Annotated in this window: 26 protein-coding genes; 2 read left to right on the forward strand and 24 right to left on the reverse strand. The window is 58.3% G+C overall.

Features of this window, described 5'->3' with window-relative positions:
- Positions 1 to 1230: a nicotinate phosphoribosyltransferase gene (pncB, locus tag QMK47_RS00780; protein WP_214511118.1), complete on the reverse strand. Its 1230-nt coding sequence runs from the start codon at positions 1228 to 1230 to the stop codon at positions 1 to 3.
- A gap of 9 nt (positions 1231 to 1239) precedes the next feature.
- Positions 1240 to 1887, reverse strand: a complete 648-nt coding sequence (locus QMK47_RS00785; protein WP_320389662.1) for a nicotinamidase — start codon at positions 1885 to 1887, stop codon at positions 1240 to 1242.
- A 182-nt stretch (positions 1888 to 2069) separates the two neighbouring features.
- On the opposite strand from QMK47_RS00785, the gene QMK47_RS00790 reads away from it, so the two are divergent.
- Both QMK47_RS00790 and QMK47_RS00795 read left to right on the forward strand, forming a co-directional pair.
- Positions 2070 to 2627, forward strand: a complete 558-nt coding sequence (locus QMK47_RS00790; RefSeq protein WP_320389663.1) for an adenylyltransferase/cytidyltransferase family protein — start codon at positions 2070 to 2072, stop codon at positions 2625 to 2627.
- On the forward strand, positions 2617 to 3324 hold the full coding sequence (locus QMK47_RS00795) for an NUDIX hydrolase (protein ID WP_320389664.1): 708 nt from the start codon (positions 2617 to 2619) through the stop codon (positions 3322 to 3324). Before QMK47_RS00790 ends, QMK47_RS00795 begins: the two co-directional genes overlap by 11 nt.
- Positions 3325 to 3400: 76 nt before the next feature.
- Here the strand turns inward: QMK47_RS00795 and QMK47_RS00800 are convergent, their stop codons facing one another.
- The 22 genes from QMK47_RS00800 to rpmH form a co-directional block, all read right to left on the reverse strand.
- Complete coding sequence (locus QMK47_RS00800; protein ID WP_320389665.1) at positions 3401 to 4186, reverse strand: hypothetical protein; 786 nt, start codon at positions 4184 to 4186, stop codon at positions 3401 to 3403.
- 428 nt (positions 4187 to 4614) lie between these two features.
- Entirely contained in the window at positions 4615 to 6447 is a 1833-nt protein-coding gene (glmS, locus tag QMK47_RS00805; protein WP_214511122.1) for a glutamine--fructose-6-phosphate transaminase (isomerizing), read from the reverse strand.
- Position 6448: 1 nt separating this feature from the next.
- Entirely contained in the window at positions 6449 to 7225 is a 777-nt protein-coding gene (locus QMK47_RS00810; RefSeq protein WP_060739917.1) for a DeoR/GlpR family DNA-binding transcription regulator, read from the reverse strand.
- A 211-nt stretch (positions 7226 to 7436) separates the two neighbouring features.
- Complete coding sequence (glmU, locus tag QMK47_RS00815; RefSeq protein ID WP_214511123.1) at positions 7437 to 8804, reverse strand: bifunctional UDP-N-acetylglucosamine diphosphorylase/glucosamine-1-phosphate N-acetyltransferase GlmU; 1368 nt, start codon at positions 8802 to 8804, stop codon at positions 7437 to 7439.
- A gap of 115 nt (positions 8805 to 8919) precedes the next feature.
- Positions 8920 to 9345, reverse strand: coding sequence for a F0F1 ATP synthase subunit epsilon (locus QMK47_RS00820; protein ID WP_003207087.1), 426 nt, complete (start codon positions 9343 to 9345; stop codon positions 8920 to 8922).
- A 45-nt stretch (positions 9346 to 9390) separates the two neighbouring features.
- Positions 9391 to 10767, reverse strand: a complete 1377-nt coding sequence (atpD, locus tag QMK47_RS00825) for a F0F1 ATP synthase subunit beta (protein WP_003207089.1) — start codon at positions 10765 to 10767, stop codon at positions 9391 to 9393.
- A gap of 27 nt (positions 10768 to 10794) precedes the next feature.
- On the reverse strand, positions 10795 to 11655 hold the full coding sequence (gene atpG, locus QMK47_RS00830) for a F0F1 ATP synthase subunit gamma (protein ID WP_003207090.1): 861 nt from the start codon (positions 11653 to 11655) through the stop codon (positions 10795 to 10797).
- Between the two features lie 50 nt (positions 11656 to 11705).
- Positions 11706 to 13250 (reverse strand): F0F1 ATP synthase subunit alpha, encoded by a 1545-nt coding sequence (gene atpA, locus QMK47_RS00835; protein ID WP_003207093.1) that lies wholly within the window; start codon positions 13248 to 13250, stop codon positions 11706 to 11708.
- A gap of 21 nt (positions 13251 to 13271) precedes the next feature.
- The gene (locus tag QMK47_RS00840; RefSeq protein ID WP_003207094.1) at positions 13272 to 13808 is read right to left on the reverse strand and encodes a F0F1 ATP synthase subunit delta; all 537 of its coding nucleotides are present in this window, start codon (positions 13806 to 13808) and stop codon (positions 13272 to 13274) included.
- A 12-nt stretch (positions 13809 to 13820) separates the two neighbouring features.
- The gene (locus QMK47_RS00845) at positions 13821 to 14291 is read right to left on the reverse strand and encodes a F0F1 ATP synthase subunit B (protein WP_003187193.1); all 471 of its coding nucleotides are present in this window, start codon (positions 14289 to 14291) and stop codon (positions 13821 to 13823) included.
- 58 nt (positions 14292 to 14349) lie between these two features.
- Entirely contained in the window at positions 14350 to 14607 is a 258-nt protein-coding gene (gene atpE / locus QMK47_RS00850) for a F0F1 ATP synthase subunit C (protein WP_003097235.1), read from the reverse strand.
- Between the two features lie 131 nt (positions 14608 to 14738).
- Positions 14739 to 15608, reverse strand: a complete 870-nt coding sequence (gene atpB, locus QMK47_RS00855; RefSeq protein ID WP_214511126.1) for a F0F1 ATP synthase subunit A — start codon at positions 15606 to 15608, stop codon at positions 14739 to 14741.
- A 16-nt stretch (positions 15609 to 15624) separates the two neighbouring features.
- On the reverse strand, positions 15625 to 16032 hold the full coding sequence (locus tag QMK47_RS00860) for a F0F1 ATP synthase subunit I (protein WP_013694636.1): 408 nt from the start codon (positions 16030 to 16032) through the stop codon (positions 15625 to 15627).
- A 148-nt stretch (positions 16033 to 16180) separates the two neighbouring features.
- Positions 16181 to 17053, reverse strand: coding sequence for a ParB/RepB/Spo0J family partition protein (locus tag QMK47_RS00865; RefSeq protein WP_003207098.1), 873 nt, complete (start codon positions 17051 to 17053; stop codon positions 16181 to 16183).
- Between the two features lie 9 nt (positions 17054 to 17062).
- Positions 17063 to 17860, reverse strand: coding sequence for a ParA family protein (locus tag QMK47_RS00870; RefSeq protein WP_003207100.1), 798 nt, complete (start codon positions 17858 to 17860; stop codon positions 17063 to 17065).
- Between the two features lie 18 nt (positions 17861 to 17878).
- Positions 17879 to 18514, reverse strand: a complete 636-nt coding sequence (gene rsmG, locus QMK47_RS00875; RefSeq protein WP_249877389.1) for a 16S rRNA (guanine(527)-N(7))-methyltransferase RsmG — start codon at positions 18512 to 18514, stop codon at positions 17879 to 17881.
- Between the two features lie 5 nt (positions 18515 to 18519).
- Positions 18520 to 20418 (reverse strand): tRNA uridine-5-carboxymethylaminomethyl(34) synthesis enzyme MnmG, encoded by a 1899-nt coding sequence (mnmG, locus tag QMK47_RS00880; RefSeq protein ID WP_320389666.1) that lies wholly within the window; start codon positions 20416 to 20418, stop codon positions 18520 to 18522.
- A 564-nt stretch (positions 20419 to 20982) separates the two neighbouring features.
- Positions 20983 to 22353 (reverse strand): tRNA uridine-5-carboxymethylaminomethyl(34) synthesis GTPase MnmE, encoded by a 1371-nt coding sequence (gene mnmE / locus QMK47_RS00885; protein WP_320389667.1) that lies wholly within the window; start codon positions 22351 to 22353, stop codon positions 20983 to 20985.
- Between the two features lie 79 nt (positions 22354 to 22432).
- A complete protein-coding gene (gene yidC, locus QMK47_RS00890) occupies positions 22433 to 24115 on the reverse strand; it encodes a membrane protein insertase YidC (protein WP_258690090.1) in 1683 nt (560 codons plus the stop codon).
- Positions 24116 to 24117: 2 nt separating this feature from the next.
- On the reverse strand, positions 24118 to 24363 hold the full coding sequence (yidD, locus tag QMK47_RS00895) for a membrane protein insertion efficiency factor YidD (protein WP_010465488.1): 246 nt from the start codon (positions 24361 to 24363) through the stop codon (positions 24118 to 24120).
- Positions 24356 to 24757 (reverse strand): ribonuclease P protein component, encoded by a 402-nt coding sequence (gene rnpA / locus QMK47_RS00900; protein ID WP_003207107.1) that lies wholly within the window; start codon positions 24755 to 24757, stop codon positions 24356 to 24358. Before rnpA ends, yidD begins: the two co-directional genes overlap by 8 nt.
- A gap of 16 nt (positions 24758 to 24773) precedes the next feature.
- Positions 24774 to 24908 (reverse strand): 50S ribosomal protein L34, encoded by a 135-nt coding sequence (gene rpmH / locus QMK47_RS00905; RefSeq protein WP_003213577.1) that lies wholly within the window; start codon positions 24906 to 24908, stop codon positions 24774 to 24776.
- Positions 24909 to 25462 lie beyond the last annotated feature (554 nt).

The raw sequence follows: 25462 nt of genomic DNA on the forward strand, positions 1-25462 counted from the left end.
TCAGGCTCCCAGCTGTGGATTGATCAGGGCGACGTTGAACACTTGGGCGGCGTACCGCAGAAACGAGGCATCCTCGCAGACGTTCTTGATCGGGTCGTCGGAGAACTTCACGACCGGCTCGCCGTGGACCCGCACCAGCTTCATGACGATGCTCAGTGGTTCGACACCGTCGACATCGCAGGCCAGGCTGGTGCCCATGCCGAAACCGAATTTGGCCTTGCCGCGAACATGCCGCAGGATCGGCAGGCATTTTTCGAAATTGAGGCCATCGGAGAACATCAGGTCCTTGGTCCGCGGGTCGATGCCCAGCTCCTGATAACGCCCCAGCACCTTGTCGGCCCAGACGATCGGGTCACCGGAATCCTGGCGCAGGCCGTCATAGAGCTTGGCAAAGTACAGGTCGAAATCCTTGAGGAAGAAATCGGTGCTGATGCAGTCCGTCAGGGCGATACCGAGGCGGCCGCGATACTCGCGCACCCAGTTTTCCAACGCCGCGTTCTGGCTCTCGCGCAAGCGCCCGAGTTGTTGATGCACCATCAGCCATTGGTGAGCCATGGTGCCGATCAGGGGCAGATCGAACTCGTAAGCCAAGTGAGCGTTACTGGTGCCGACAAAGACCCCAGGAAAATCGCTGCGCATGATATTCACCACTTCACGCTGGGCCCTGAACGACAGCCGCCGCCGGGTGGAGAAGTCTGAAACGCGAAACTCGGCGAGTTCTTCACGGCTGGCGTTTTTCTCCAGCCATTCGAACTTCTGGTACAGCTTGCGGGTGACGTCGGCCAACTCGACTTCGGGGTACTTCTCGCGGTTGCGCAGTTCACTGACCATGGCCAATACCGGTTGCTCGAACATGATGCAGTGCAGCATCGGCCCCCGGACGCGGATGTGCAGTTGGCCGTCGACTTCCGAAACGTGTATGTAGCGCAAATTGAAGCGAAACAGGCCGAGAAACTGTTCGAAGTCCGGTGTCAGGTATTCGCGGAAACGCTTGTTGAACAGAAACCGCTGCTCCCCTTCGCGCAGCTGCAACCCCGCGAGCCTCTCCAGCTCCACACGAATATCCGGGATCAGGTGACCGAGCCGCTCCTTGGAGCGCACGATGAACTGGTATTCCACCTCGACATTCGGGTGCTGGTGCAAGACCGCCTGCATCATGGTGAAGGTGTAGTAGTCGGTATCCAGAAGACTCTGGATGGTGCCGCTGTTTGAATCGAATGCACTGTCCATGGCTCTTCCTTATGCGTTCGCCAGCTGGAGGGTTTCTTCGCGCGTCGCGGCAACCGAGACGCCCGCTTGCCGCATGTCTTGAATGGCTTGAATGGCCCCCTCTTCACTGATGGCCCGGCAAGCCGGGAGGTGAATGATCACCTTGAAGCCGGCGGCGGCCAGTTGCAGAGCGGTGGTCTTGACGCAGAAATCCAGCGCCAGCCCGCCAACAATCACCTGCTGCACACCCAGGCCGTTCAGGTACTCGATCACCCCGGTGGACAGCTTGCCGTGCAGGTCGTGGTAGCAGGCGCCGTACGGGTGCAAATCCGGCTCGACGCCCTTCCAGACGAAATAGTCGTAGTCGTAGGGAGTCGGCAGTTGATCCAGCAGGGCGAAACCTTCGGTGCCGGGAACGCAGTGGCTGACCCAGGTGATGTCGGCATGCTCGAGCCCGGTCGGCACGAACATCTGTGCGTGATCGGCGACCACCCACGGAGCCAGGGGCGAATGGGCGTCCTTGCTGCCGATGCGGAGGCTGGCCAGGGACGCGATGAAATTCAGCTCACCGCCAATCTGGTCACCGCCCGGCACCGGAAGCTCATCGGGGCATAGCGGCGTAAAGCTCTTTTGCGCATCGACATCGAAGGAAGCTGTTTTCCGGGTCAGGCTGTTCATGCTGGGTTTCTCCTCTTCATGGTCACGAGAGTACATAAGATGTACTTTCATAACAAGCCACTCGCAGAGAATATTTTTGATGATTACTCTTTAATTAGTGGCTATGAATCAACACAAAGCAGGTTTTCACTAAAAAGATTTTGCTGATAGAGTACATGTCATGTACCAAAAGAGGATGTGCCATGTTCGAGATTGCCCTTTATGGCGGCGCCTTCAATCCCCCGCACGCCGGTCACGCCCAGGTGATGATCGAGGCCTCACGCCTGGCCAGACGCGTGCTGGTGGTCCCCAGCTTGCGGCATCCCTACGGCAAGCAAATGGTCGACTATGAGGTTCGCCTGAACTGGCTGGAATCGATCGTCGAAAAGGTGCAGCCACTGTGCTGCGCCGAAGTGCGTGCAAGCCGGGCGGAACAGGTCGTGGCCCGTGGCGTTGAAGGCGCAATCTACAGCTACACCCTGCTCGCCCACCTCGCCGACAGCCTGGCCCTGGACGGCAAGCGGATTGCGTTGGTGGTGGGCCAGGATGTTGCGGATCGGCTGCCGACCTTCTACCGCGGCCAGGAATTGCTGGAGCGTTTTTCCATCCTTTGCGTGGAGGAAAAGATCCACGTGCGCAGCACGGTGGTTCGCGAACGACTGGCCTTGGGCAAGCCGCTTCCCAGCGACTGGATAGCACCCGGCATGAACCCGTTAAACTATGGTCTTTACGCTCCCCACGGAAATCGACATGCCCACTAGCACAGCCCCCGCGCGCGGTTATCTGCACACCATCGACCTCTGTGTGCTGCGCTTCTGCCGGGAAACCCACGCACTGGAAATCCTCCTGAACCGACGGGAAGCCGAGCCGTTCGCCGGCCATTGGGCGCTGCCCGGGATCGTGGTCAATGGTGACGTCGAAGATCTCACGCTGAACGACGCCGTGGAGCGCCTGCGCAATTCAAACAAGGTGGGCATGCCGCTGGCCTGGATCGAACAGGTCGGCACCGTCGGCGACGCGTTCCGCGATCCGCGCTGCTGGTCGTCCTCGACGTTCTACCTGGCGATTGTCAGCGAGGCGGTCCAGCTCGCCGAACACCAGGGATTTTTTCCCCTCAAGGACGTCGCTGACGCCTCGATCAAACTCCCTTTCGACCACAACAGCCTGGTGGCTGCGGTCCAGGAGCGATTGCTGTCCAAGGCCCTCTATAGCAGCCTGCCGCTGATGTTCCTGGGCCCGGAATTCAGCGCGCCGGAAGCGGTGGACATTTTCTCCGTGGCGCTCGATCGCCCGGTGCTCAAGACCAGCATGCGCCAGCGTTTGCTGAAGATGACCGAGGCGGGTTATTTGCAGGAAACCGGTCGCAAAAAAAGCGGCGACGGCGGCCGCCCACAACGCACGGTGGAGAATCTCAAACCGGACAGCGTTTATCTTTTTGATCGGTGTTTTCTGGAGTGATTTGTGCGTACGGCCAGCACACCTTCCTGGCCCCGATATCAAAGGCCATGGGGTCTCTGCTAGATCAAAGAACAGCTTAGGAGAGTCCTTCGAGCAATCCGGCTTCGCCCAGCAAGTCCACGATGACATGCTCGTCAACCGCGTAGACACCACGAGAGGCTTTCCAGACCAGCTTCTTTTCTTGAAGGGCGATGAGCGCTTGCTGAACACCCGGCACTTCGACCTTTATATCGTGCTCTGCGATACCGGCCTGCTCCATCGCTTTCGCATAGAGCTCCATGGTGGGTGCCTCGAAGGGCGCATAGTTATCGCCTTTGGCACTCATGACGCGGATAACGGCGGACTGGATAGGGGTCAGGCTATGAATAACTTTCTTGAGGTTTGCGTTGAGCTCGTCAGCTTGCGCCCGAACCAACGTTGCGAATCGCTCGGGGATGGTTGCAGGATCCAGCGCAAAATCGAACCTGATCTCATCGGCGGCGGCCCCTAGCAACTCAGGGCGATAACCACTCTCCTTGAACAACTCGAACACATTAGAGGGATCGAGCGGATAGCCGAGATCGATATTCGCGCAGAACCAGTTTATGAAATTCTGATCCAGGGTTGGAAATTGAACCATGGAGGCCCCAAAGAAAGCTTGGTCCTTACTATTGCGGAGCATGGCGAGCTTGTCCCGGTTAGATCCGGTGCAGACGATGCGAAGACCGTGGTGCTTCGAACTGTTTAGCTCGTCCCTTGCCGCTTTCAGTGCGAAAAGCGCCGCAACGCCTTCATCCGTGGTGATCGCATGTTGAGCTTCGTCGATCATCAGGACGATGATCTTCTTCGACTCATCCGAAAGCGCCGCGAGCGCGGTGGTCAAGTCGATATCCCTGCCCAGCGCCAGTCTTTTATGATTCTAAAGCTGTTGACACTTGCAGCGCTGTTACTTCATTCATGTAATTGCTCTTGCAAGGCCTCGTAACGCTGCCAGCCATCGGCCACCAGTTGCAATGAATGCTGTTGTTTTCTAGCGCTTTCCAGCTCTCGGTGAATGTCGGTCAGATCATCATATGAAAGTATTTTTTCATAATTGCGGGAATAATCGAGAAATCCCTTCAGTCACTCCAGCCCGCAGTAAAGACCTTGCCAGGATTCATCTGCCCCGCCGGGTCCAGCGCGCGCGCTGATCCAAATCGCCAGAGCGTTTAGCTGCGCCCATAAAAAACCCCCTGGATTCAGGGGGTTAGTTTGGCCAGGAAGCTAGCCACAAACCGTCGAGCTGGGAGGCTGTTCCTACGCGCGACGTCCTTACTCAACCGTTACCGATTTTGCCAGGTTACGCGGCTGGTCCACATCGGTACCCTTGAGCACAGCGACGTAGTACGACAGCAGCTGCAGCGGGATGGTGTAGAGGATCGGCGACAGGATGTCGTGGATGTGCGGCATGTGCACCACGTGGGTGCCTTCGCCATTGGTCATGCCAGCCTTTTCGTCAGCAAAGACAATCAACTGGCCGCCACGGGCGCGCACTTCCTGCAGGTTGGACTTGAGCTTTTCCAGCAGCTCGTTGTTCGGCGCGACGGTGACCACCGGCATGTCGTTATCCACAAGCGCGAGCGGGCCGTGCTTGAGCTCGCCAGCCGGGTAGGCCTCGGCGTGGATGTAGGAGATTTCCTTGAGCTTCAAGGCCCCTTCCATCGCCACCGGGAATTGCGCGCCACGGCCCAGGAACAGGGTGTGGTTCTTCTCGGCGAACAGTTCGGCGATTTTTTCCACAGTACCGTCCATGGCCAGGGCTTCGCCCAGGCGGGCCGGCAGGCGGCGCAGCTCTTCGACCAATGTTGCCTCGACCCCTTTGCCCAGGGTACCGCGCACCTGGCCCAGGGACAGGGTCAGCAACAGCAGGCCCACCAGCTGCGTGGTAAACGCCTTGGTCGACGCCACGCCGATTTCGCGGCCGGCCTGGGTCAGCAGGGTCAGGTCGGATTCGCGCACCAGCGAGCTGATGCCGACGTTGCAGATCGCCAGGCTGGCGAGGAAACCCAGTTCCTTGGCGTTGCGCAGGGCGGCCAGGGTGTCGGCGGTTTCGCCAGACTGGGAGATGGTGACGAACAGCGAATCGGGTTGCACCACCACTTTGCGATAGCGGAACTCGCTGGCCACTTCGACCTGGCACGGAATACCGGCCAGTTCTTCCAGCCAGTAACGGGCGACCATGCCGGCGTGATAACTGGTGCCGCAGGCCACGATCTGTACGTTGCGGACCTTGGCGAACAACTCGGCCGCCTGTGGACCGAACGCCTGGACCAGCACCTGGCTCTGGCTCATGCGGCCTTCCAGGGTGCGTTGGACCACGGCCGGTTGTTCGTGGATTTCCTTGAGCATGAAGTGGCGGAACTCGCCCTTGTCGGCGGCTTCGGCACCGTCGCGGTACTGGACGGTTTCACGTACCACGTCTTTGCCGTCGAGGTCCCAGATCTGCACGCTGTCGCGGCGAATTTCGGCGATATCGCCTTCTTCCAGGTACATGAAGCGGTCGGTGACCTGGCGCAGCGCCAACTGATCGGACGCCAGGAAGTTTTCCCCCAGGCCCAGGCCGATAACCAATGGGCTGCCGCTGCGGGCCGCCACCAGGCGATCAGGTTGTTTCGCGCTGATGACCGCCAGGCCATAGGCACCGTGCAGTTCCTTGACGGTGGCCTTGAGGGCGACGGTCAGGTCCACCAGGTCCTTGAGCTTGTGGTTGAGCAGATGGGCGATGACTTCGGTGTCGGTGTCCGAGGTGAACACATAGCCGAGCGCCTTGAGCTGTTCACGCAGGGCTTCGTGGTTTTCGATGATGCCGTTGTGCACCACCGCCAGGTCGCCGGAAAAATGCGGGTGAGCGTTACGCTCGCACGGCGCGCCATGGGTGGCCCAACGCGTGTGGGCGATGCCCAGGCGACCGAGCAGCGGTTCGGCTTCCAGCGCCTGCGCAAGCTCGCTGACCTTGCCCGGACGACGCATGCGTTCGAGCTTCTCGTCGTTGGTAAACACCGCCACACCGGCGCTGTCATAACCGCGGTATTCCAGGCGCTTGAGGCCTTCGAGCAAGATTGCTGTGATGTTGCGTTCAGCAACGGCGCCGACAATTCCACACATGCTATTTCTCCTGGCTGACAGGCGCGCAGATCACGGTGATGCCGCGGGCCTGAATCTGATCGCGGGCCTCTACGGGCAGGCGATCATCGGTAATGAGGGTATGGACGCTGCTCCACGGCAGTTCCAGGTTAGGGATCTTGCGGCCGATCTTGTCGGCCTCCACCATTACGATCACTTCCCGGGCAACCTCAGCCATCACACGGCTCAAGCCCAGCAGTTCGTTGAAGGTGGTGGTACCTCGAACCAGATCGATGCCGTCGGCGCCGATGAACAGCTGGTCGAAGTCATAGGAACGCAGGACCTGCTCGGCCACCTGGCCCTGGAACGACTCGGAGTGAGGATCCCAGGTACCGCCGGTCATCAACAGCACCGGCTCGTGCTCCAGTTCGCTCAAGGCGTTGGCGACGTGCAGGGAATTGGTCATCACCACCAGGCCCGGCTGTTGGCCGAGTTGCGGAATCATGGCCGCCGTGGTGCTGCCGCTGTCGATGATGATGCGCGCGTGCTCGCGGATCCGCTTCACGGCGGCCCGGGCAATGGCCAGTTTGTACTTGGAGACGGTTTGCCCGTTATCGGCCACCAACTCCTGCGGCATCGGGACCGCGCCACCGTAGCGACGCAGCAGCAGGCCGTTGGTTTCCAGGGCGGCGAGATCCTTGCGAATCGTAACTTCCGAGGTTTCGAAGCGCTTGGCCAACTCATCCACACTGACCTCACCCTGCTCCTGGAGCAAGGCAAGGATGTTGTGACGGCGTTGTGGTGTGTTGCGTTTCGACATGGCGGTATAAGTTTCGATTCGAAAGATAACGTAAGCAATCAAAACCTATTGAAGCGATATCGTCAAGACAGCAGAAGAAAAATTCAGAAAGTCCCTAAATCACTGTGGGAGCGAGCTTGCTCGCGAAGGGGCCGGGTCAGGCAATGCTGCTTTACCTGATATACCGCTATCGCGAGCAAGCTCGCTCCCACAGGGGGGGTTGTGGATAACTTTAGGGCTTCTTGATTTTCTCCGGCCGCTTCCAGCCGTCGATATTGCGTTGGCGGGCGCGTCCGACTGCCAATTGGCCTTTATCCACATTCTGGGTAAGGGTCGAACCGGCTGCCGTGGTCGCACCGCTGGAGATATCCACAGGTGCTACCAAGGAGTTGTTCGAGCCGATGAACACATCTTCGCCCAACACGGTTTTCCACTTGTTGGCGCCATCGTAGTTGCAGGTGATGGTCCCAGCACCGATGTTGGTGCGGGCGCCGACTTCAGCGTCACCGAGGTAGGTCAGGTGCCCGGCCTTGGCGCCTTCGCCCAGGTGAGCATTCTTCAGTTCAACAAAGTTACCCACATGGGCACGGGCTTCCAGCACAGAGCCTGGGCGCAGGCGGGCAAACGGGCCAGCATCGCTGCCCTCCCCCATGACCGCACCGTCGAGATGGCTGTTGGCCTTGATCACCACGCCTTTGCGCAGGGTGCTGTCCTTGATCACGCAGTTCGGGCCGATGACCACGTCGTCTTCGATGACAACCTTGCCTTCGAGGATGACGTTGATATCGATGACCACATCGCGACCCACGCTGACTTCACCGCGCACGTCGAAACGGGCCGGATCGCGCAGGGTCACGCCTTGGGCCATCAAGCGGCGGGCGGCGCGCAATTGATAGTGGCGCTCCAGTTCGGCCAATTGCCGGCGATCATTGGCGCCCTGCACTTCCATGGCGTCCAGCGGCTGCTCGGTGGCGACCACCAGCCCGTCGCTGACCGCCATGGCGATCACGTCGGTCAGGTAGTACTCGCCCTGGGCGTTGTTGTTCGACAGACGACTCATCCAGTCACCCAGGCGCTCAGCCGGTACGGCCAGAATCCCGGTGTTGCCTTCAGTGATCGCGCGCTGGGCTTCGTTGGCGTCCTTCTGCTCGACGATGGCGGTCACCTGGCCGTCGACGTTACGCACGATGCGGCCATAACCGCTGGGGTCGTCCAGCTCGACGGTCAACAGGCCCAACTGTTGTGGCGCGACATGCTTGAGCAGGCGTTGCAAGGTGTCGACTTCGATCAGCGGCACATCGCCGTAGAGAATCAGCACCGTATCCGCCGTGATGAACGGCACAGCCTGGGCCACCGCATGGCCGGTGCCCAGTTGTTTGTCCTGCAGGACGAAATTCAGGTCATCGGCGGCCAGGCGTTCGCGCACTGCATCGGCACCGTGGCCGATCACCACGTGAATGCGCTGTGGATCAAGTTGCCGGGCGCTGTGGATAACATGGCCGAGCATGGAATTGCCGGCTACAGGGTGCAAGACCTTGGGCAGCGCCGAACGCATGCGGGTGCCTTGACCGGCCGCGAGGATAACGATTTCGAGAGACATGACTGGCTACCAATCCTGGGTGGTCAGCGGCTGCGACCAGATGATGAGTGTCGGGAAAAGAAAAAAGGGTAGCCGAGGCTACCCTTTTTAATCAATCGCACAGAAAGCAGACGGCTTAGCCGCCGAACTTCTTGCGGATCTGCTGGACGGTGCGCAGCTGGGCTGCGGCCTCGGCCAGACGTGCAGCAGCAGAACCGTAATCGAACTCCGCGCCTCGCTCGTGCAGGGCCTTCTCGGCAGCCTTGACGGCTTCCTGAGCGGAGGCTTCGTCCAGGTCGGCAGCACGTTGCACAGTGTCGGCAAGGACCTTGACCATGTTCGGCTGAACCTCGAGGAAACCACCGGAGATGTAATACACCTCGGCTTCCCCGCCCTGCTTGATCAAGCGGATCGGACCCGGTTTCAGATTAGTGATCAGCGGTGCGTGACCCAGAGCGATACCAAGATCACCCAGCTCACCATGCGCAATCACCATCTCGACCAGACCGGAGAAGATTTCCCCTTCCGCACTGACGATATCGCAATGGACTGTCATAGCCATCTGATTGCCTCAACCTAAATTAGCGCCCGTTGCCGGGCGCCGGGATTACAGTTTCTTGGCTTTCTCGATCGCTTCTTCGATGCCGCCGACCATGTAGAACGCTTGTTCTGGCAGGTGGTCGTAGTCACCGTTGAGGATGCCTTTGAAGCCAGCAATGGTGTCTTTCAGGGAAACGTATTTACCCGAGGCACCGGTGAAGACTTCAGCCACGAAGAACGGCTGCGACAAGAAGCGCTGGATCTTACGAGCGCGGGATACCAACTGCTTGTCGGCTTCCGACAGCTCGTCCATACCCAGGATCGCAATGATGTCCTTCAGCTCTTTGTAGCGCTGCAGCACGTACTGGACGCCGCGAGCGGTGTCGTAGTGCTCCTGGCCGATCACGTTCGGGTCCAGCTGGCGCGAAGTCGAGTCCAGTGGGTCAACCGCTGGGTAGATACCCAGGGAAGCGATGTCACGGGACAGAACGACGGTGGCGTCCAAGTGGGCGAAGGTGGTCGCTGGCGACGGGTCGGTCAAGTCATCCGCAGGTACGTATACCGCTTGGATCGAAGTGATCGAACCTTCCTTGGTCGAAGTGATACGTTCTTGCAGAACGCCCATCTCTTCAGCCAGGGTCGGCTGGTAACCTACTGCCGAAGGCATACGGCCCAGCAGTGCGGATACTTCGGTACCGGCCAGGGTGTAACGGTAGATGTTGTCGACGAACAGCAGAACGTCGTTACCTTCGTCACGGAACTTCTCGGCCATGGTCAGGCCGGTCAGGGCTACGCGCAGACGGTTTCCCGGCGGCTCGTTCATCTGGCCATAGACCAGTGCCACTTTGTCCAGAACGTTGGAATCCTTCATCTCGTGGTAGAAGTCGTTACCCTCACGAGTACGCTCACCCACACCGGCGAACACGGAATAACCGCTGTGCTCGATGGCGATGTTACGGATCAGTTCCATCATGTTTACGGTCTTGCCTACACCGGCACCACCGAACAGACCCACTTTACCGCCCTTGGCGAACGGGCAAACCAGGTCGATAACCTTGATGCCGGTTTCCAGCAGGTCGTTGCCGCCTGCCTGTTCAGCGAAGGATGGCGCAGGACGGTGAATGCCCCAGCGCTCTTCGGTGTCGATCGGACCCGCTTCGTCGATCGGGTTACCCAGTACGTCCATGATCCGGCCCAGGGTCGCTTTACCGACCGGTACGGAGATGGCAGCGCCAGAGTCGATTACGTCCAGACCGCGCTTCAAGCCTTCGGTAGAACCCATCGCAATGGTACGAACGATGCCGTCGCCCAGCTGCTGCTGAACTTCCAGGGTAGTTTCCGCGCCTTGTACTTTCAGCGCGTTGTAGATGCTCGGTACGCTGTCGCGTGGAAATTCCACGTCGATAACGGCGCCGATGATTTGAACGATACGTCCGCTACTCATAGCTGGATCCTCTGAATATTTGAACCGTTAAACCGCGGCAGCGCCGCCGACGATTTCCGAGATCTCTTGGGTGATCGCAGCCTGACGCGCCTTGTTGTAGATCAGCTGCAAATCGCTGATCAAATCACCGGCGTTGTCGGTAGCGTTCTTCATCGCGATCATCCGCGCTGCTTGTTCAGCTGCGTTGTTCTCGACCACCGCCTGGTAGACCTGCGACTCCACGTAGCGGACCATCAAGCCGTCAAGCAGCTCCTTGGCATCCGGTTCGTAGAGATAGTCCCAGTGGTGCTTGAGTTCCTGTTCCGGGGTCGCCACCAGTGGGATCAATTGCTCCACGGTTGGCTGTTGCGTCATGGTGTTGATGAACTTGTTGGATACCACGGACAGGCGGTCAATCCGGCCTTCCAGGTAAGCATCCAGCATCACCTTGACACTGCCGATCAGGTCATTGATCGACGGTTCTTCACCCAGGTGGCTGATAGCAGCGACGACGTTGCCGCCGAAGTTGCGGAAGAAAGCCGCACCCTTGCTACCAATCACGCACAGATCGATCTCGACGCCTTGTTCGCGGTTTACAGCCATGTCCTTGACCAGGGCCTTGAACAGGTTGGTGTTCAAGCCACCACACAGACCACGGTCACTGCTCACCACGACGTAACCGACGCGCTTGATAGCACGGTCGATCATGAACGGGTGGCGATATTCCGGGTTGGCGTTGGCCAGATGACCAATAACCTGGCGGATGCGCTCCGCATAAGGGCGGCTAGCAGCCATGCGCATTTGTGCCTTGCGCATTTTGCTGACCGCCACTTTTTCCATGGCGCTGGTAATTTTTTGCGTGCTTTTGATGCTCGCAATCTTACTGCGAATCTCTTTTGCGCCTGCCATGTAACACCTATCAGGTTAGCAAGCGGGAGCCTTGCGACTCCCGCTGCGGCTTACCAGGTTTGGGTGGCCTTGAACTTCTCGATACCGGCTTTCATGCCAGCGTCGATTTCGTCATTGAAGTCACCCTTCACGTTGATCTTGGCCAACAAGTCGGCGTGATCGCGGTTGAAGTAAGCAATCAGCGCTTGTTCAAAGCTGCCGACCTTGGCGATTTCAACGTCAGTCAGGAACCCACGCTCAGCGGCATACAGCGACAGCGCCATGTCAGCGATCGACATTGGTGCGTATTGCTTCTGCTTCATCAGCTCGGTAACGCGCTGACCATGCTCAAGTTGCTTACGGGTCGCTTCGTCCAGGTCAGAAGCGAACTGGGCGAATGCCGCCAGTTCACGGTACTGGGCCAGGGCGGTACGGATACCACCGGACAGCTTCTTGATGATCTTGGTCTGAGCGGCACCACCCACACGGGATACCGAAACACCGGCGTTCACAGCAGGACGGATCCCGGAGTTGAACATGGCCGATTCCAGGAAGATCTGACCGTCGGTGATGGAAATCACGTTGGTCGGAACGAACGCGGAAACGTCGCCAGCCTGGGTTTCGATGATCGGCAGAGCGGTCAGGGAGCCGGTCTTGCCGGTCACTGCGCCGTTGGTGAACTTCTCTACGTACTCTTCCGAAACGCGGGATGCGCGCTCCAGCAGACGGGAGTGGAGATAGAACACGTCGCCTGGGTAGGCTTCACGGCCTGGTGGACGGCGCAGCAGCAGGGAGATCTGGCGGTAAGCCACTGCCTGCTTGGACAGATCGTCATAAACGATCAGCGCGTCTTCACCGCGGTCGCGGAAGTATTCGCCCATGGTGCAACCGGAGTACGGTGCCAGGAACTGCAGCGCAGGAGATTCCGATGCGCTCGCCGCCACGATGATCGTGTTGGCCAGGGCGCCGTTTTCTTCCAGCTTGCGAACCACGTTGGCGATGGTCGATTGCTTCTGACCGATGGCTACGTAGACGCAGAAAATGCCGCTGTTCTTCTGGTTGATGATCGCGTCGATCGCCAGAGCGGTCTTACCGATCTGACGGTCACCGATGATCAGCTCACGCTGGCCACGGCCGACAGGGATCATGGCATCGACAGCCTTGTAGCCAGTCTGTACAGGCTGGTCTACCGACTTACGCCAGATCACGCCAGGAGCAACTTTCTCGACCGCGTCGGTCTCGGTGTTGTTCAGCGGACCTTTACCGTCGACAGGGTTGCCCAGTGCGTCGACGACGCGACCCAGCAGTTCCTTACCAACCGGAACTTCGAGGATGCGGCCGGTGCACTTGGCGCTCATGCCTTCGGCCAGCGACTGGTAGGAACCCAGTACAACGGCACCTACGGAGTCTTGCTCCAGGTTGAGGGCCATACCGTAGACGCCGCCCGGAAACTCGATCATCTCGCCGTACATGACGTCGGCCAGACCGTGAATCCGCACGATACCGTCAGATACGCTGACGACAGTGCCTTCGTTACGGGCTTGGGAGGTCACATCGAGCTTGTCGATGCGGCCCTTGATAATTTCACTTATTTCGGAAGGATTGAGTTGCTGCATTGCTCTGCTGCCCCTTCAAACTCAAGATTTCAATGCTTCGGCAAGTTTCGCGATTTTGCCGCGAATCGAGCCATCGATAACCAGGTCGCCGGCGCGGATTACAACGCCCCCTATCAGGGACTTGTCTTCCTCGACTTGCAGGCGCACTTCCCGGTTGAGTCGTGCACTGAGAACCTTGGCGAGTTTGTCTTGCTGTTCTTGGTTCAATGCGAAAGCACTGGTCACTTCCACGTCTACCGACTTCTCTTGCTCGGCCTTGTACAGGTCAAAAAGAGTGGCGATCTCCGGCAGAAGCAGGAGACGGTCGTTTTCGGCAACGACGTGAATGAAATTCTGTGCCTTGGCATCGAACTTGTCGCCGCACACGTCAATGAACGTGGCGGCCTTTTCTGCGCTCGTCAGTCGCGGGGCCTTGAGCACGCGCTGCATGGTGTCGTCTTGCGACACCGCTGCAGCCAGGCCGAGCATGGCTGACCAATTGGCCAGTTGCTGGTGGGCCTGAGCGTGCTCGAAGGCCGCCTTAGCGTAAGGTCGGGCCAACGTGGTCAGTTCTGCCATGATCGCCCTCGCTTAGATTTCAGCAGCCAGTTGGTTAACCAGCTCTGCGTGCGCGTTTTGATCGATTGTGGCACCCAGGATCTTCGAAGCACCGCCAACGGCCAGGGCACCCACTTGGGCACGCAGCGCGTCTTTGACACTATTGAGTTCCTGTTCGATCTCGGCTTGAGCCTGAGCCTTCACACGGTCAGCTTCGACGCGAGCCTGTTCACGGGCTTCGTCGACAATCTGGGTACCGCGTTTCTTGGCTTGCTCGATGATTTCAGCTGCCTGAGCCTTCGCTTCGCGCAGTTGCTGACCCACTTTCTCATGGGCCAACTCCAGGTCGCGAGCTGCACGGCTGGCAGCGTCCAGACCATCAGCGATCTTCTTTTGACGTTCGTGCAATGCCGCAATGACCGGAGGCCATACGAACTTCATGCAGAACAGTACAAAAATCAGGAACGCAACGGACTGGCCAATCAGGGTCGCATTAATGTTCACGCCAACACCTCGCAGTTACGTTGTCCATCACACCAATCTACTCGAGACATCCGAGTAATTAGCCAGCGATTTGACCAACGAACGGGTTCGCAAAGGTGAAGAACAGCGCGATACCAACACCGATCATGGTCACGGCGTCGAGCAGACCGGCCACGATGAACATTTTGACTTGCAGCATTGGAACCATTTCTGGCTGACGCGCTGCGCCTTCCAGGAACTTGCCGCCCAACAGGCCGAAACCAATTGCGGTACCCAGTGCGCCCAGGCCGATCAACAGTGCAACAGCGATAGCGGTTAGACCAACTACAGTTTCCATCTTTCCTCCCGACTTTTACGTCGTATGGTTTAGGTTTTTTAGATTAAAGCGGTAAAACAAATCGTTTCTCAGCCCGGTTCGGGCTCCTTCCCGTTTGACCGGGAAGGACATCAGACTAGTCGAGACTGGCCTTAATGGTTTTCTTCGTGCGCCATCGACAGGTAGACGATGGTCAGCATCATGAAGATGAACGCCTGCAGGGTGATGATCAGGATGTGGAACACAGCCCACGCCCATTGCAGGACTACACCCAGGCCGCTGAGCCACAGCAGGCCGCTGCCGAACATCACAGCGATCAGGATGAACACCAGTTCGCCGGCATACATGTTGCCGAACAGACGCAGTGCCAGAGAAATCGGTTTGGCGATCAGGGTCACGAATTCGAGCAGGAAGTTCACCGGGATCAGCAGGGCTTGAACCAGGATGTTCTTGCTGCCGAACGGGTGCAGGGTCAGTTCGCCGATGAAGCCGCCGATGCCCTTGACCTTGATGCTATAGAAAATGATCAGTGCGAAGACCGAGAAGGCCATGCCCAGGGTTGCGTTCGGGTCGGTGGTCGACACGGCGCGGAATGGGATGTGGTGGTCGCCGGTGATCAGGATGGCCAGCTGAGGAATCCAGTCGACCGGTACCAGGTCGACGGCGTTCATCAGGAACACCCAGACGAAGATGGTCAGTGCCAGCGGTGCGATCACCGGGCTACGGCCATGGAAGCTGTCTTTCACGCTGCCATCGACGAATTCGACCAGTACTTCAACGAAGTTCTGCAGTGCACCAGGCTGACCGGAAGTCGCCTTCTTTGCCGCCATGCGGAAAAGAAGAACGAAGATCAGGCCCAATGCGACCGACCAGCCGAGGGTATCGACGTGGAAAGCCCAGAAGCCCATTTCCTTGGCTTCTGCTGCGGAGTGGGCAAAGCCCCAGCCGCCGTTGGGTAGCTGACCGAAGGTCAGGTTCTGCAAGTGGTGCTGGATATAGCCCGAAGCGGTTGTCTCTGCCATGGTTGCCTCAAACGCCCTAAGGTCTCGAAAGTCTTGTTCTCATTAGCAGGGGAGCGAACCAGCTAACCAGTTGGGTCAGCACGAAGACGCTGAATACAGCCAGCGGCGCCAGTGGCTTCACACCTGCGAACGTCAATGCAAACAGCACTGCCGTCAAAATCAGTTTCCCCGCCTCGCCGGCATAAAAAGACCGGACGATAGCCTGGGCTGCTCGGGCGCCGGAAAACCGAAAGGCCCTGTGAGCGAAGTAAATATTGGGAAGCAAGGCTATCAGGCCTCCGCAAAGCCCTGAGTATCCGGCGACGACTCCTTTCCATTGCCAAAGCGCCAATGCGGCGATCAGTACAACGGTGAATTGGGCCATCAAAACCGGGAAAACTGCCAGACGATGGAACGGCAAGCGGTTTGGCGTGCGGGTTTCCATCGCTTTTGCTCTCCAATAGTCGGCCGCCATAATTCAATAACTTGGCATAATTTGTGCCGACAAAATGCGCGCAGAGTATAGGGGCGGTTCTGCCCCTATTCAACTGTCGGGTAGTGATTTCCGACTGCGCGCTACAAGAGCAATTGTTTCAGCGAATGTGTGCAAGGACACCTTGCAGCTCATCGAGGGAGTTGTAACCAATCACCAATTGCCCTTTGCCCTTCTTTCCGTGGCGGATCTGCACCGCAGAGCCCAGGCGCTCGGCCAGGCGTTGTTCCAGGCGAGCGATATCAGGATCGGTTTTGGGTGCCTCGACAGGGGCCGGTTTGCCGCTCAGCCACTGGCGAACCAGTGCCTCGGTTTGGCGCACAGTCAGACCGCGTGCGACAACATGTCGCGCCCCTTCAACCTGTTGATTTTCCGGCAAACCGAGCAACGCCCGGGCATGACCCATTTCCAGGTCGCCATGGGACAGCATGGTCTTGATGACTTCCGGCAACGCAATCAGGCGCAGCAGGTTGGCCACGGTCACGCGGGACTTGCCCACCGCCTCGGCAACTTGTTGCTGGGTCAGCTGGAATTCCTGCTGCAAGCGCTGCAGGGCCACGGCTTCCTCGATCGGGTTGAGGTCTTCACGCTGGATGTTCTCGATCAGCGCCATGGCGATGGCCGTTTCATCCGGCACATCGCGGACCATTGCCGGGATGGTTTCCTGGCCGGCCTGCTGGCTGGCGCGCCAGCGACGTTCGCCGGCAATGATCTCGAAGCGCCCATTGGCGATCGGCCGGACCACGATCGGCTGCATCACGCCCTGGCTCTTGATCGACTGGGCCAATTCTTCCAGCGCCTGCGGATCCATGTCCCGACGCGGCTGATATTTGCCGCGCTGGATCAGGTCCAGCGGCAAATGCTGCAACTCACGCTGATCGACCTGGACGGCCTGTTCTTCCAGCGAGCTGACAGTGGGACCGCTGAGCAGTGCATCCAGTCCACGTCCGAGACCTCGTTTCTTGACGGCCATGGGGTTTCCTTAAGTTGGCTGGGCTGCAGCGGTGCGTGGATTGCGGCGCTGACGGCGAACCATCTCGCCCGCCAGGGCCAGGTAAGCCAGCGCACCACGGGATTGTTTGTCGTAGGCCAGGGCCGGCATGCCGTAGCTCGGCGCTTCGGCCAGACGGATGTTACGCGGGATGACCGTGTCGTAGAGCTGCTCGCCGAAGTGTTCCTTGAGCTGGGCCGAAACATCGTTCATCAGGCTCAGGCGCGGGTCGTACATGGTCCGCAGCAGGCCTTCGACCTTCAGGTCCGGGTTCAGCAGTTCGGCGATGCGCTTGATGTTATCCACAAGGTCGCTCAAGCCTTCCAATGCGAAGTATTCGCACTGCATGGGGATAATGACCCCATCGGCCGCCACCAGGGCGTTGAGGGTCAGCATCGACAGCGACGGCGGGCAGTCGATCAGGATGTAATCGTAGTTTTCCCGGATCGGCGCCAAGGCGCTGCGCAGACGGCTTTCCTTCATCTGCATTTCCAGCAGCACCACTTCGGCCGCCGTCAGGTCACGGTTGGCCGGCAGCAGTTGATAACCGCCGTGTTCGGAGAAGTGCATGGCCTGGCCCAGATCGCATTCGCCGATCAGGACGTCGTAGATGGAGTTTTCCAGGCCATGCTTATCCACACCGCTACCCATGGTGGCGTTGCCCTGTGGATCGAGATCGATCAACAGCACCCGGCGCTTGGTCGCGACCAGGGATGCTGCGAGGTTGATACAGGTGGTGGTCTTGCCCACACCACCCTTCTGGTTCGCTATCGCGAATACCTTAGCCATTCTTGCTTGTGTTCCCAATCATGCCGTGCGGCGCAGTATCAGCAGATGGCGTTGGCCTTGGCAACCGGGTACGGCCAAGGCGTGTTCGCTATCGAGGTGGAAGTCTGCCGGCAATGCTACCAGCTCATCGGCTGGATGAACGCCCTTCATTGCCAGCCAGCGCGTATCGGCGTCGCCCAGGTGGCGAGTCCAGTTGCTGAAGTTCTCCATGCTGCTGAACGCCCGGGAGATGATCCCGTTGAACGGCTCGGCAGGCTGGAACGCTTCGACGCGGCTGTGGATAACTTGCAGGTTATCCAGTTTGAGTTCGAGTTTGACCTGGGTCAGGAAGCGGGTTTTCTTGCCGTTGCTGTCCAGGCAGGTCACTTGCGAGTCGGGAAACAGGATCGCCAGCGGGATTCCCGGCATGCCCCCGCCACTGCCGACATCCAGCCAGCGACCGTTTTCGATGAAGGACATGACGCTGAGGCTGTCGAGCAAATGGCGCGAGACCATTTCATCCGGATCGCGCACGGCGGTCAGGTTGTAGGCCTTGTTCCATTTGATCAACAACGCCAGATAACCCAGCAATTGCGCGTGCTGGGCTTCGGTCAAGTTGACGCCGAGCTGACGGGCACCTGTGGATAACTCTTCAGCGTGTTGCGAGGTGACCATCGAACTCAAGCGCTTTGCTCCAACTGGCGGCCGGCGCCGCGTTTTTTCAAATGAATCATCAACAGGGAAATCGCCGCTGGCGTAACGCCTGGAATACGCGAGGCCTGGCCCAGGGTTTCTGGACGGGTCGCACCGAGCTTGCTCTGGATTTCTTTCGACAGCCCGGAAATGCCGGTGTAATCGATATCCACAGGCAGCTTGGTGTCTTCACTGGCGCGCAGACGGGCGATTTCGTCTTGCTGGCGGTCGATGTAACCGGCGTATTTGGTCTTGATCTCGACCTGTTCGGCCACTTGCGGATCTTCCGCACCCTGGCCGGTCACTTCCACCAGCCCGGCATAGTCGATTTCCGGACGGCTCAAGAGGTTCAACAGGTTGTATTCGTGGGTCAGTGGCGTGCCGAATTTCGCAGCAATGGCATCGCCCTGCTCGGTACCGGGACGAACCCAGGTGCTTTTCAGGCGCTGCTCTTCCAGCTCGATGCTCTCGCGTTTCTTGCAGAACGCGGCCCAACGCACGTCGTCCACCAACCCCAGTTCGCGACCTTTCTCGGTCAAGCGCAGGTCGGCGTTGTCTTCACGCAGGATCAGGCGGTATTCGGCGCGGGATGTGAACATCCGATACGGTTCCTGGGTGCCCAGGGTAATCAGGTCATCCACCAGCACACCGATGTACGCCTCGTCACGACGCGGGCACCAGGCTTCTTTGCCCTTGGCGAGCAGTGCGGCGTTGGCTCCGGCGAGCAAACCCTGGGCACCCGCTTCTTCGTAGCCGGTGGTGCCGTTGATCTGCCCGGCGAAGAACAGACCGCCGATAGCTTTGGTTTCCAGGCTGTACTTCAGATCACGCGGATCGAAGTAGTCGTACTCGATCGCATAACCCGGACGCACGATGTGCGCGTTCTCCATGCCACGGATCGATTGCACGATCTGCAATTGCACGTCGAACGGCAGACTTGTGGATATCCCGTTCGGATACAACTCATGGGTGGTCAAACCTTCCGGTTCGATGAACACCTGATGGCTTTCCTTGTCGGCAAAGCGATGGATCTTGTCTTCAATCGACGGGCAATAGCGCGGGCCGACACCTTCGATTTCACCGGCAGCGGAATACATCGGCGAACGATCGAGGTTCGCCGCAATGATTTCGTGGGTGCGGGCGTTGGTGTGGGTGATCCAGCAACTGACTTGCCGTGGATGCTGTTCCTTGTTGCCCATGAACGACATCACCGGGATCGGCGTATCGCCAGGCTGCTCGGTCATCACCGAGAAATCCACGGACTTGCCGTCGATGCGAGGTGGCGTACCGGTTTTCAGGCGCCCGACACGCAATGGCAACTCACGCAGACGGCGAGCCAGAGCAATCGACGGCGGATCACCGGCGCGACCGCCGGAAAAATTCTGTAAACCGATGTGGATAAGTCCGCCAAGGAAGGTCCCGGTGGTCAACACCACGGAATCGGCGAAGAACCGCAGGCCCATTTGCGTGACGACACCGCGTACCTGGTCCTGCTCGACGATCAGGTCATCGGCCGCTTGTTGAAATATCCACAGGTTCGGCTGGTTTTCCAGGATTTCACGGACAGCGGCCTTGTACAGGACTCGGTCGGCCTGGGCGCGAGTGGCGCGCACGGCTGGGCCTTTGCGGCTGTTCAATACGCGAAACTGGATACCACCCTTATCGGTGGCCATGGCCATCGCGCCGCCCAGGGCATCGATTTCCTTGACCAGGTGGCTTTTGCCGATCCCACCAATGGCAGGGTTGCAACTCATGGCACCGAGGGTTTCCACGTTATGCGTCAGCAACAGGGTTTTTACCCCCATGCGTGCTGATGCAAGTGCTGCCTCGGTACCGGCATGACCGCCGCCGATGACGATCACTTCAAAACGGGAAGGGAAATCCACCACGCACCTCGTGCCTGCTTAATTCAGGTAATTCGGAAATAGGTCTTGAGCCTGGCCAGAGCGTTTTTCGAGCCAGGTCGGCAAGTATAGGGACTTCCCCTTTCCTAAAGAACCCTTTGCACAAAATTTAACCAGCTGTGGAAAAGTCGCGGTTAAAGAAATTAAAAAGAAAGAAATTTATAAAACCTTTGTTTTTATGTTTATTCTTACTGAGCCACTTATCTGTGGATAACGTTACACAGGCCTTTATTTACAGTGTGTACAGAGATTCAAAACCCTGTGATCAGGTGGCAATGAGGGGCTTGGATAACCGGTGTAAGCCTGTGGATGAATGGGCCTGTTATCCACAGAGGCGGTTATCTTCAGTTTTGAAGGGGGTTTATCAACCGACCTCAATGGCAGTTATTCACAGGGCTTAATCCACAGAAAACCGCCGCAATGGACCGTCGCAGCGTCCACAGGCAAGCCGCCATCAAGGGCAATCGTTTCAAAAATAGAGGGGAGGAACCGGGTTTGTGTTGGACTCGAGAGGCTTCGAGGACAAACCCGGTTTGAAAGTCGGGGTTATTTACCGATGCAGAAGCTGGAAAAGATCCGCCCCAACAGGTCATCGGAGCTGAAGGCGCCGGTAATTTCCCCAAGGGAATGTTGGGTCTGGCGAAGGTCTTCGGCCAACAACTCACCCGCCCCCGCCAAGGTCAGCTGCGCACGACCGTGTTCCAGGGCGGCGCTGGCATGGCGCAAGGCTTCAAGATGCCGCCGGCGGGCGCTGAAGCTGCTTTCCGAGGTCTGCTCATAGCCCATGCAGGCCTTGAGGTGTTCACGCAGCAACTCCAGGCCTTCGCCCGCCGCCTTCGCGCTCAGGCTGATGGTCACATGGCCGTCGTTGCTGACCTCAAGGACAATCGCTTCCCCGGTCAGGTCGGCCTTGTTGCGGATCAAGGTGACTTTCGCTGGATCCGGGCGGACTTCGAGGAATTCAGGCCACAAGGCAAATGGATCGTCCGCTTCCGGTGCGGTGGCATCCACCACCAGCAGGACCCGATCGGCTTCACCGATGGCCTTGAGCGCCCGCTCAACGCCGATTTTTTCCACCTGGTCATCAGTGTCGCGCAAACCTGCGGTATCCACTACGTGCAGTGGCATGCCATCGATGTGGATATGTTCACGCAATATGTCCCGGGTGGTGCCGGCGATCTCGGTGACAATCGCCGCCTCGCGCCCGGCCAGGGCATTCAACAGGCTCGACTTGCCGGCATTCGGCCGCCCAGCGATCACCACGGTCATCCCATCGCGCAGCAAGGCGCCCTGCCCGGCTTCGCGCAGTACTGTGGATAACTCATCGCGCACTTTATCCAGCATGCTCAGCACGTGACCATCGGCCAGGAAGTCGATTTCCTCTTCCGGGAAATCAATCGCCGCCTCGACGTAAATCCGCAGGCCAATCAATTGTTCGGTGAGGTTATGCACACGCAGGGAAAACGCACCCTGCAAGGACCGCAATGCGTTGCGTGCCGCTTGTGCCGAACTGGCTTCGATCAAATCGGCGATCGCCTCGGCCTGGGCCAGGTCGAGCTTGTCGTTGAGGAATGCCCGTTCACTGAACTCACCCGGCCGGGCCAGGCGGCAGCCCAGTTCCAGGCAACGCTTGAGCAGCATGTCCAGCACGATGGGGCCGCCATGCCCTTGCAGTTCCAGTACGTCTTCGCCGGTGAACGAATTCGGCCCCGGGAAATATAACGCCAGCCCCTCGTCGAGGACCTGCTGGTCATCACTGAAAAACGGGCCGTAATGAGCAAACCGCGGTTTGAGTTCACGACCGCTGATAGCCTTGGCCGCGACACTGGCCAAGGGCCCCGAAATACGGACGATGCCGACACCGCCGCGACCTTGGGCGGTGGCAACGGCGGCGATGGTTTCACGCGGAGCGCTCATAAACCGGTATCCAGACAAAAGTGACAGATAGCAAAACGCCCCACTAGGGGGCGTTTTGTGTGGTTATCCACAGAGCAAGTTACGCCTCGGCTTTTTTCGTAGCCGCTTCGATCTTACGCGTGATGTACCACTGCTGAGTGATGGACAACACGTTGTTCACAACCCAGTACAGCACAAGACCAGCCGGGAACCACAGGAAGAAGAAGGTGAAGATGATTGGCATCATTTTCATGACCTTCGCCTGCATCGGATCCGGAGGCGTTGGGTTCAGCTGCTGCTGGATGAACATGGTCGCGCCCATGATGATCGGCAGGATGAAGAACGGATCCTTGATCGACAGGTCGGTAATCCACAGCATGAACGGTGCCTGACGCATCTCCACGCTTTCCAGCAAGACCCAGTACAGCGACAGGAACACGGGCATCTGTACAAGAATCGGCAAGCATCCACCCAGCGGGTTGATCTTCTCTTTCTTGTACAACTCCATCATGGCCTGGGACATTTTCTGCCGGTCATCGCCATGTTGCTCTTTCAGCGCGGCCAGTTTCGGCGCCACAGCGCGCATGCGAGCCATGGATTTGTAGCTGGCGGCCGACAATGGGAAGAACAGACCCTTGATCAGCATGGTCAGGAAAATGATCGACCAGCCCCAGTTACCGACGATGCTGTGGATATGTTGTAGCAGCCAGAAGATCGGCTGGGCAATGAACCACAGGAAACCGTAGTCCACGGTCAGTTCCAGGCCTGGGGACAACTCTTTCAGCACGGCCTGGCTTTTAGGGCCGGCATACAGAATGGCGCTGGTTTCGGCTTTCGCACCTGGTGCGGCAGTCAATGTCGGGCCGGTGTAGCCGATGATGAAGTTGCCTTTGCTGTCTTTACGCGTCTGGACGACGTTGCTGTCGCCTTTTTGCGGGATCCAGGCTGTTACAAAGTAGTGCTGCAGCCAGGCAACCCAGCCACCTTGGACGGTTTCCTTGAGCGGGCCCTTGTCCATGTCCTTCATGGAGACTTTCTTGTACGGCTCCGAACTTGTCCACAGGGCGGCGCCCAGGTAAGTCGCGGTGCCGGTGGCAGTGCTCGAAGACGGATCGGAGCTGGCGTCACGCTTCAATTGCGCGAACATCGCACCGGACCAGGGCTGTGCGCTCTGGTTGTCGATCAGGTAAGAGACGGTTACGTCATACAAGCCACGTTTCAAGGTGAAACGCTTGATGTAGTTGACGCCATCCTTGCTGAACTTCAGGTCCACGACCAGTTGGTCCTGACCGTCAGCCAGTTGATAAGTCTTCTTCTCGGCGGAGTAGACCGGGCGACCGGCCGGGCTCGAATCCGGGCCGTTGGTACCGATCAGGCCACTTTGGGCCAGATAGGTGCGCTCGTTACCGTTGTCGAACAACTGGAACGGGATTTCCGGATGATCCTGGCGACGCGGATACAGCGGCAGCTTCAGCTGGGCGACGTCACCACCTTGTGGATCGATTGCCAGCTCGAGCACGTCCGTCTTGATCTGGATGAGATCTTTGCTTACGGCCACGGGGGCTTCGGCGGGAGCGCTGGTATCGCTTGCCGCGCGCGGGATGTCGTCATTGCTGGCAGCATTGTTGCCAACTGGGGCATCCGGCAGGCTCGGTGCGGTATTGCTGGCTGCAACATTCTGAGTCGGCAGGGCAGCCTGGCCATAGTCCTGGTTCCATTTAAGGACCATGACGTAGGACACGATTGCCAGGGCGACGATCAGGATCGTGCGTTTGATATCCATGATTACTCGGCCATCGAAGAAGAACGGGAGGTAGGGATAGGCGGAACCGGGTCATAACCGCCGGGATTCCACGGATGACAGCGACCTAAACGACGAAAGGTCAGCCAGCCACCGCGCAGTAGGCCATGATTTTCTATGGCTTCGTACGCGTAGCAGGAACAACTGGGGTAGAAACGACAGTGACTGGCCATCAAAGGACTAATGGCATAGCGGTAAAACTGGATCGGAACGAGTGCCAGTTTACGCATCGGGACTGTCTACCCCTACAGTTTCGGTGTTGACTGCTGGTACTGGCTTGTTGCGGGCCAGACGCTTCCAGAGCTTGCCGAAATGCTGAATCAATTCGGGGTTTTCTACGTCACCCAAACCTTTGCGCGCGACGATAACAATGTCCCATCCAACCAGTGAATCCTGGTTCAGGCGAAACGATTCGCGCATCAGACGTTTGAGGCGATTGCGCTGAACAGAGAGCTTGACGCTCTTTTTCCCGATAACCAGCCCTAGTCGGGGGTGATCGAGATCGTTACTGCGCGCAAGGAGCAGGAGATTTTTCCCCGGAACCTTGCCGGTAGGGGAGTCAAAGACTGCCTTGAAATGCCGGGGTGTAAGCAGACGCTTTTCCCGACTGAAGTCCTGACTCACCTCCAGTGCCGGATTATCAAACTGCCAGACGCGCACGACCTTTGGCGCGACGACGCGACAGGACGGCACGACCGTTCTTGGTAGCCATGCGAGCACGGAAACCGTGGGTACGAGCGCGTTTGATAGTGCTTGGTTGGAAAGTACGTTTCATGTCGTGTTACCTGGTTCGTCCACAACGGGCCGGAATGGCCCCCGTTTTAAGAGACCGGGGATTCTAGAGAAAGCAAGCCTCTAGGTCAATTTCCAACCAGCGTTTCCTTTAAATAGATATCCGGACGCTTGGGCGGATTCATCACACGACGCTAGATATAGAAATAAAGAAGGGAATTATTTAAGGCTTTTCTGTAAAGCTTATAAAAGCAAGGCAGCCACCTGTCTGTGGATAACCATGCGCAGGCCTTGTAATCCGCCATGTACAGAGAATGACAACTACAGGGGAAAGCAGTGGCCAGCCTGTGCTGCGCTGTCGGATAAGCTGTGTGTGGAATGCCATGTTATCCACAGGGCGGTTATCCACCGACTTTCGCCCCCACTTGTGCAACGACCTCAGGCCCGGTTATCCACAGAGCTTATCCACTGACCGCCCGTCGTCTTTCTTGCGGTTAACGCATTGATAAATCATGGGCGATCAGCAAGCTGCATGTGGATAAGTGGGCGTCTGCTCGCTACAATGGCCGCTTGTTTTTGCCTCACCGGCTTTCAACT

Origin of the sequence: Pseudomonas sp. P9_35 (assembly GCF_034008205.1) — a bacterium.
GTDB classification, from domain to species: domain Bacteria; phylum Pseudomonadota; class Gammaproteobacteria; order Pseudomonadales; family Pseudomonadaceae; genus Aquipseudomonas; species Aquipseudomonas kilonensis.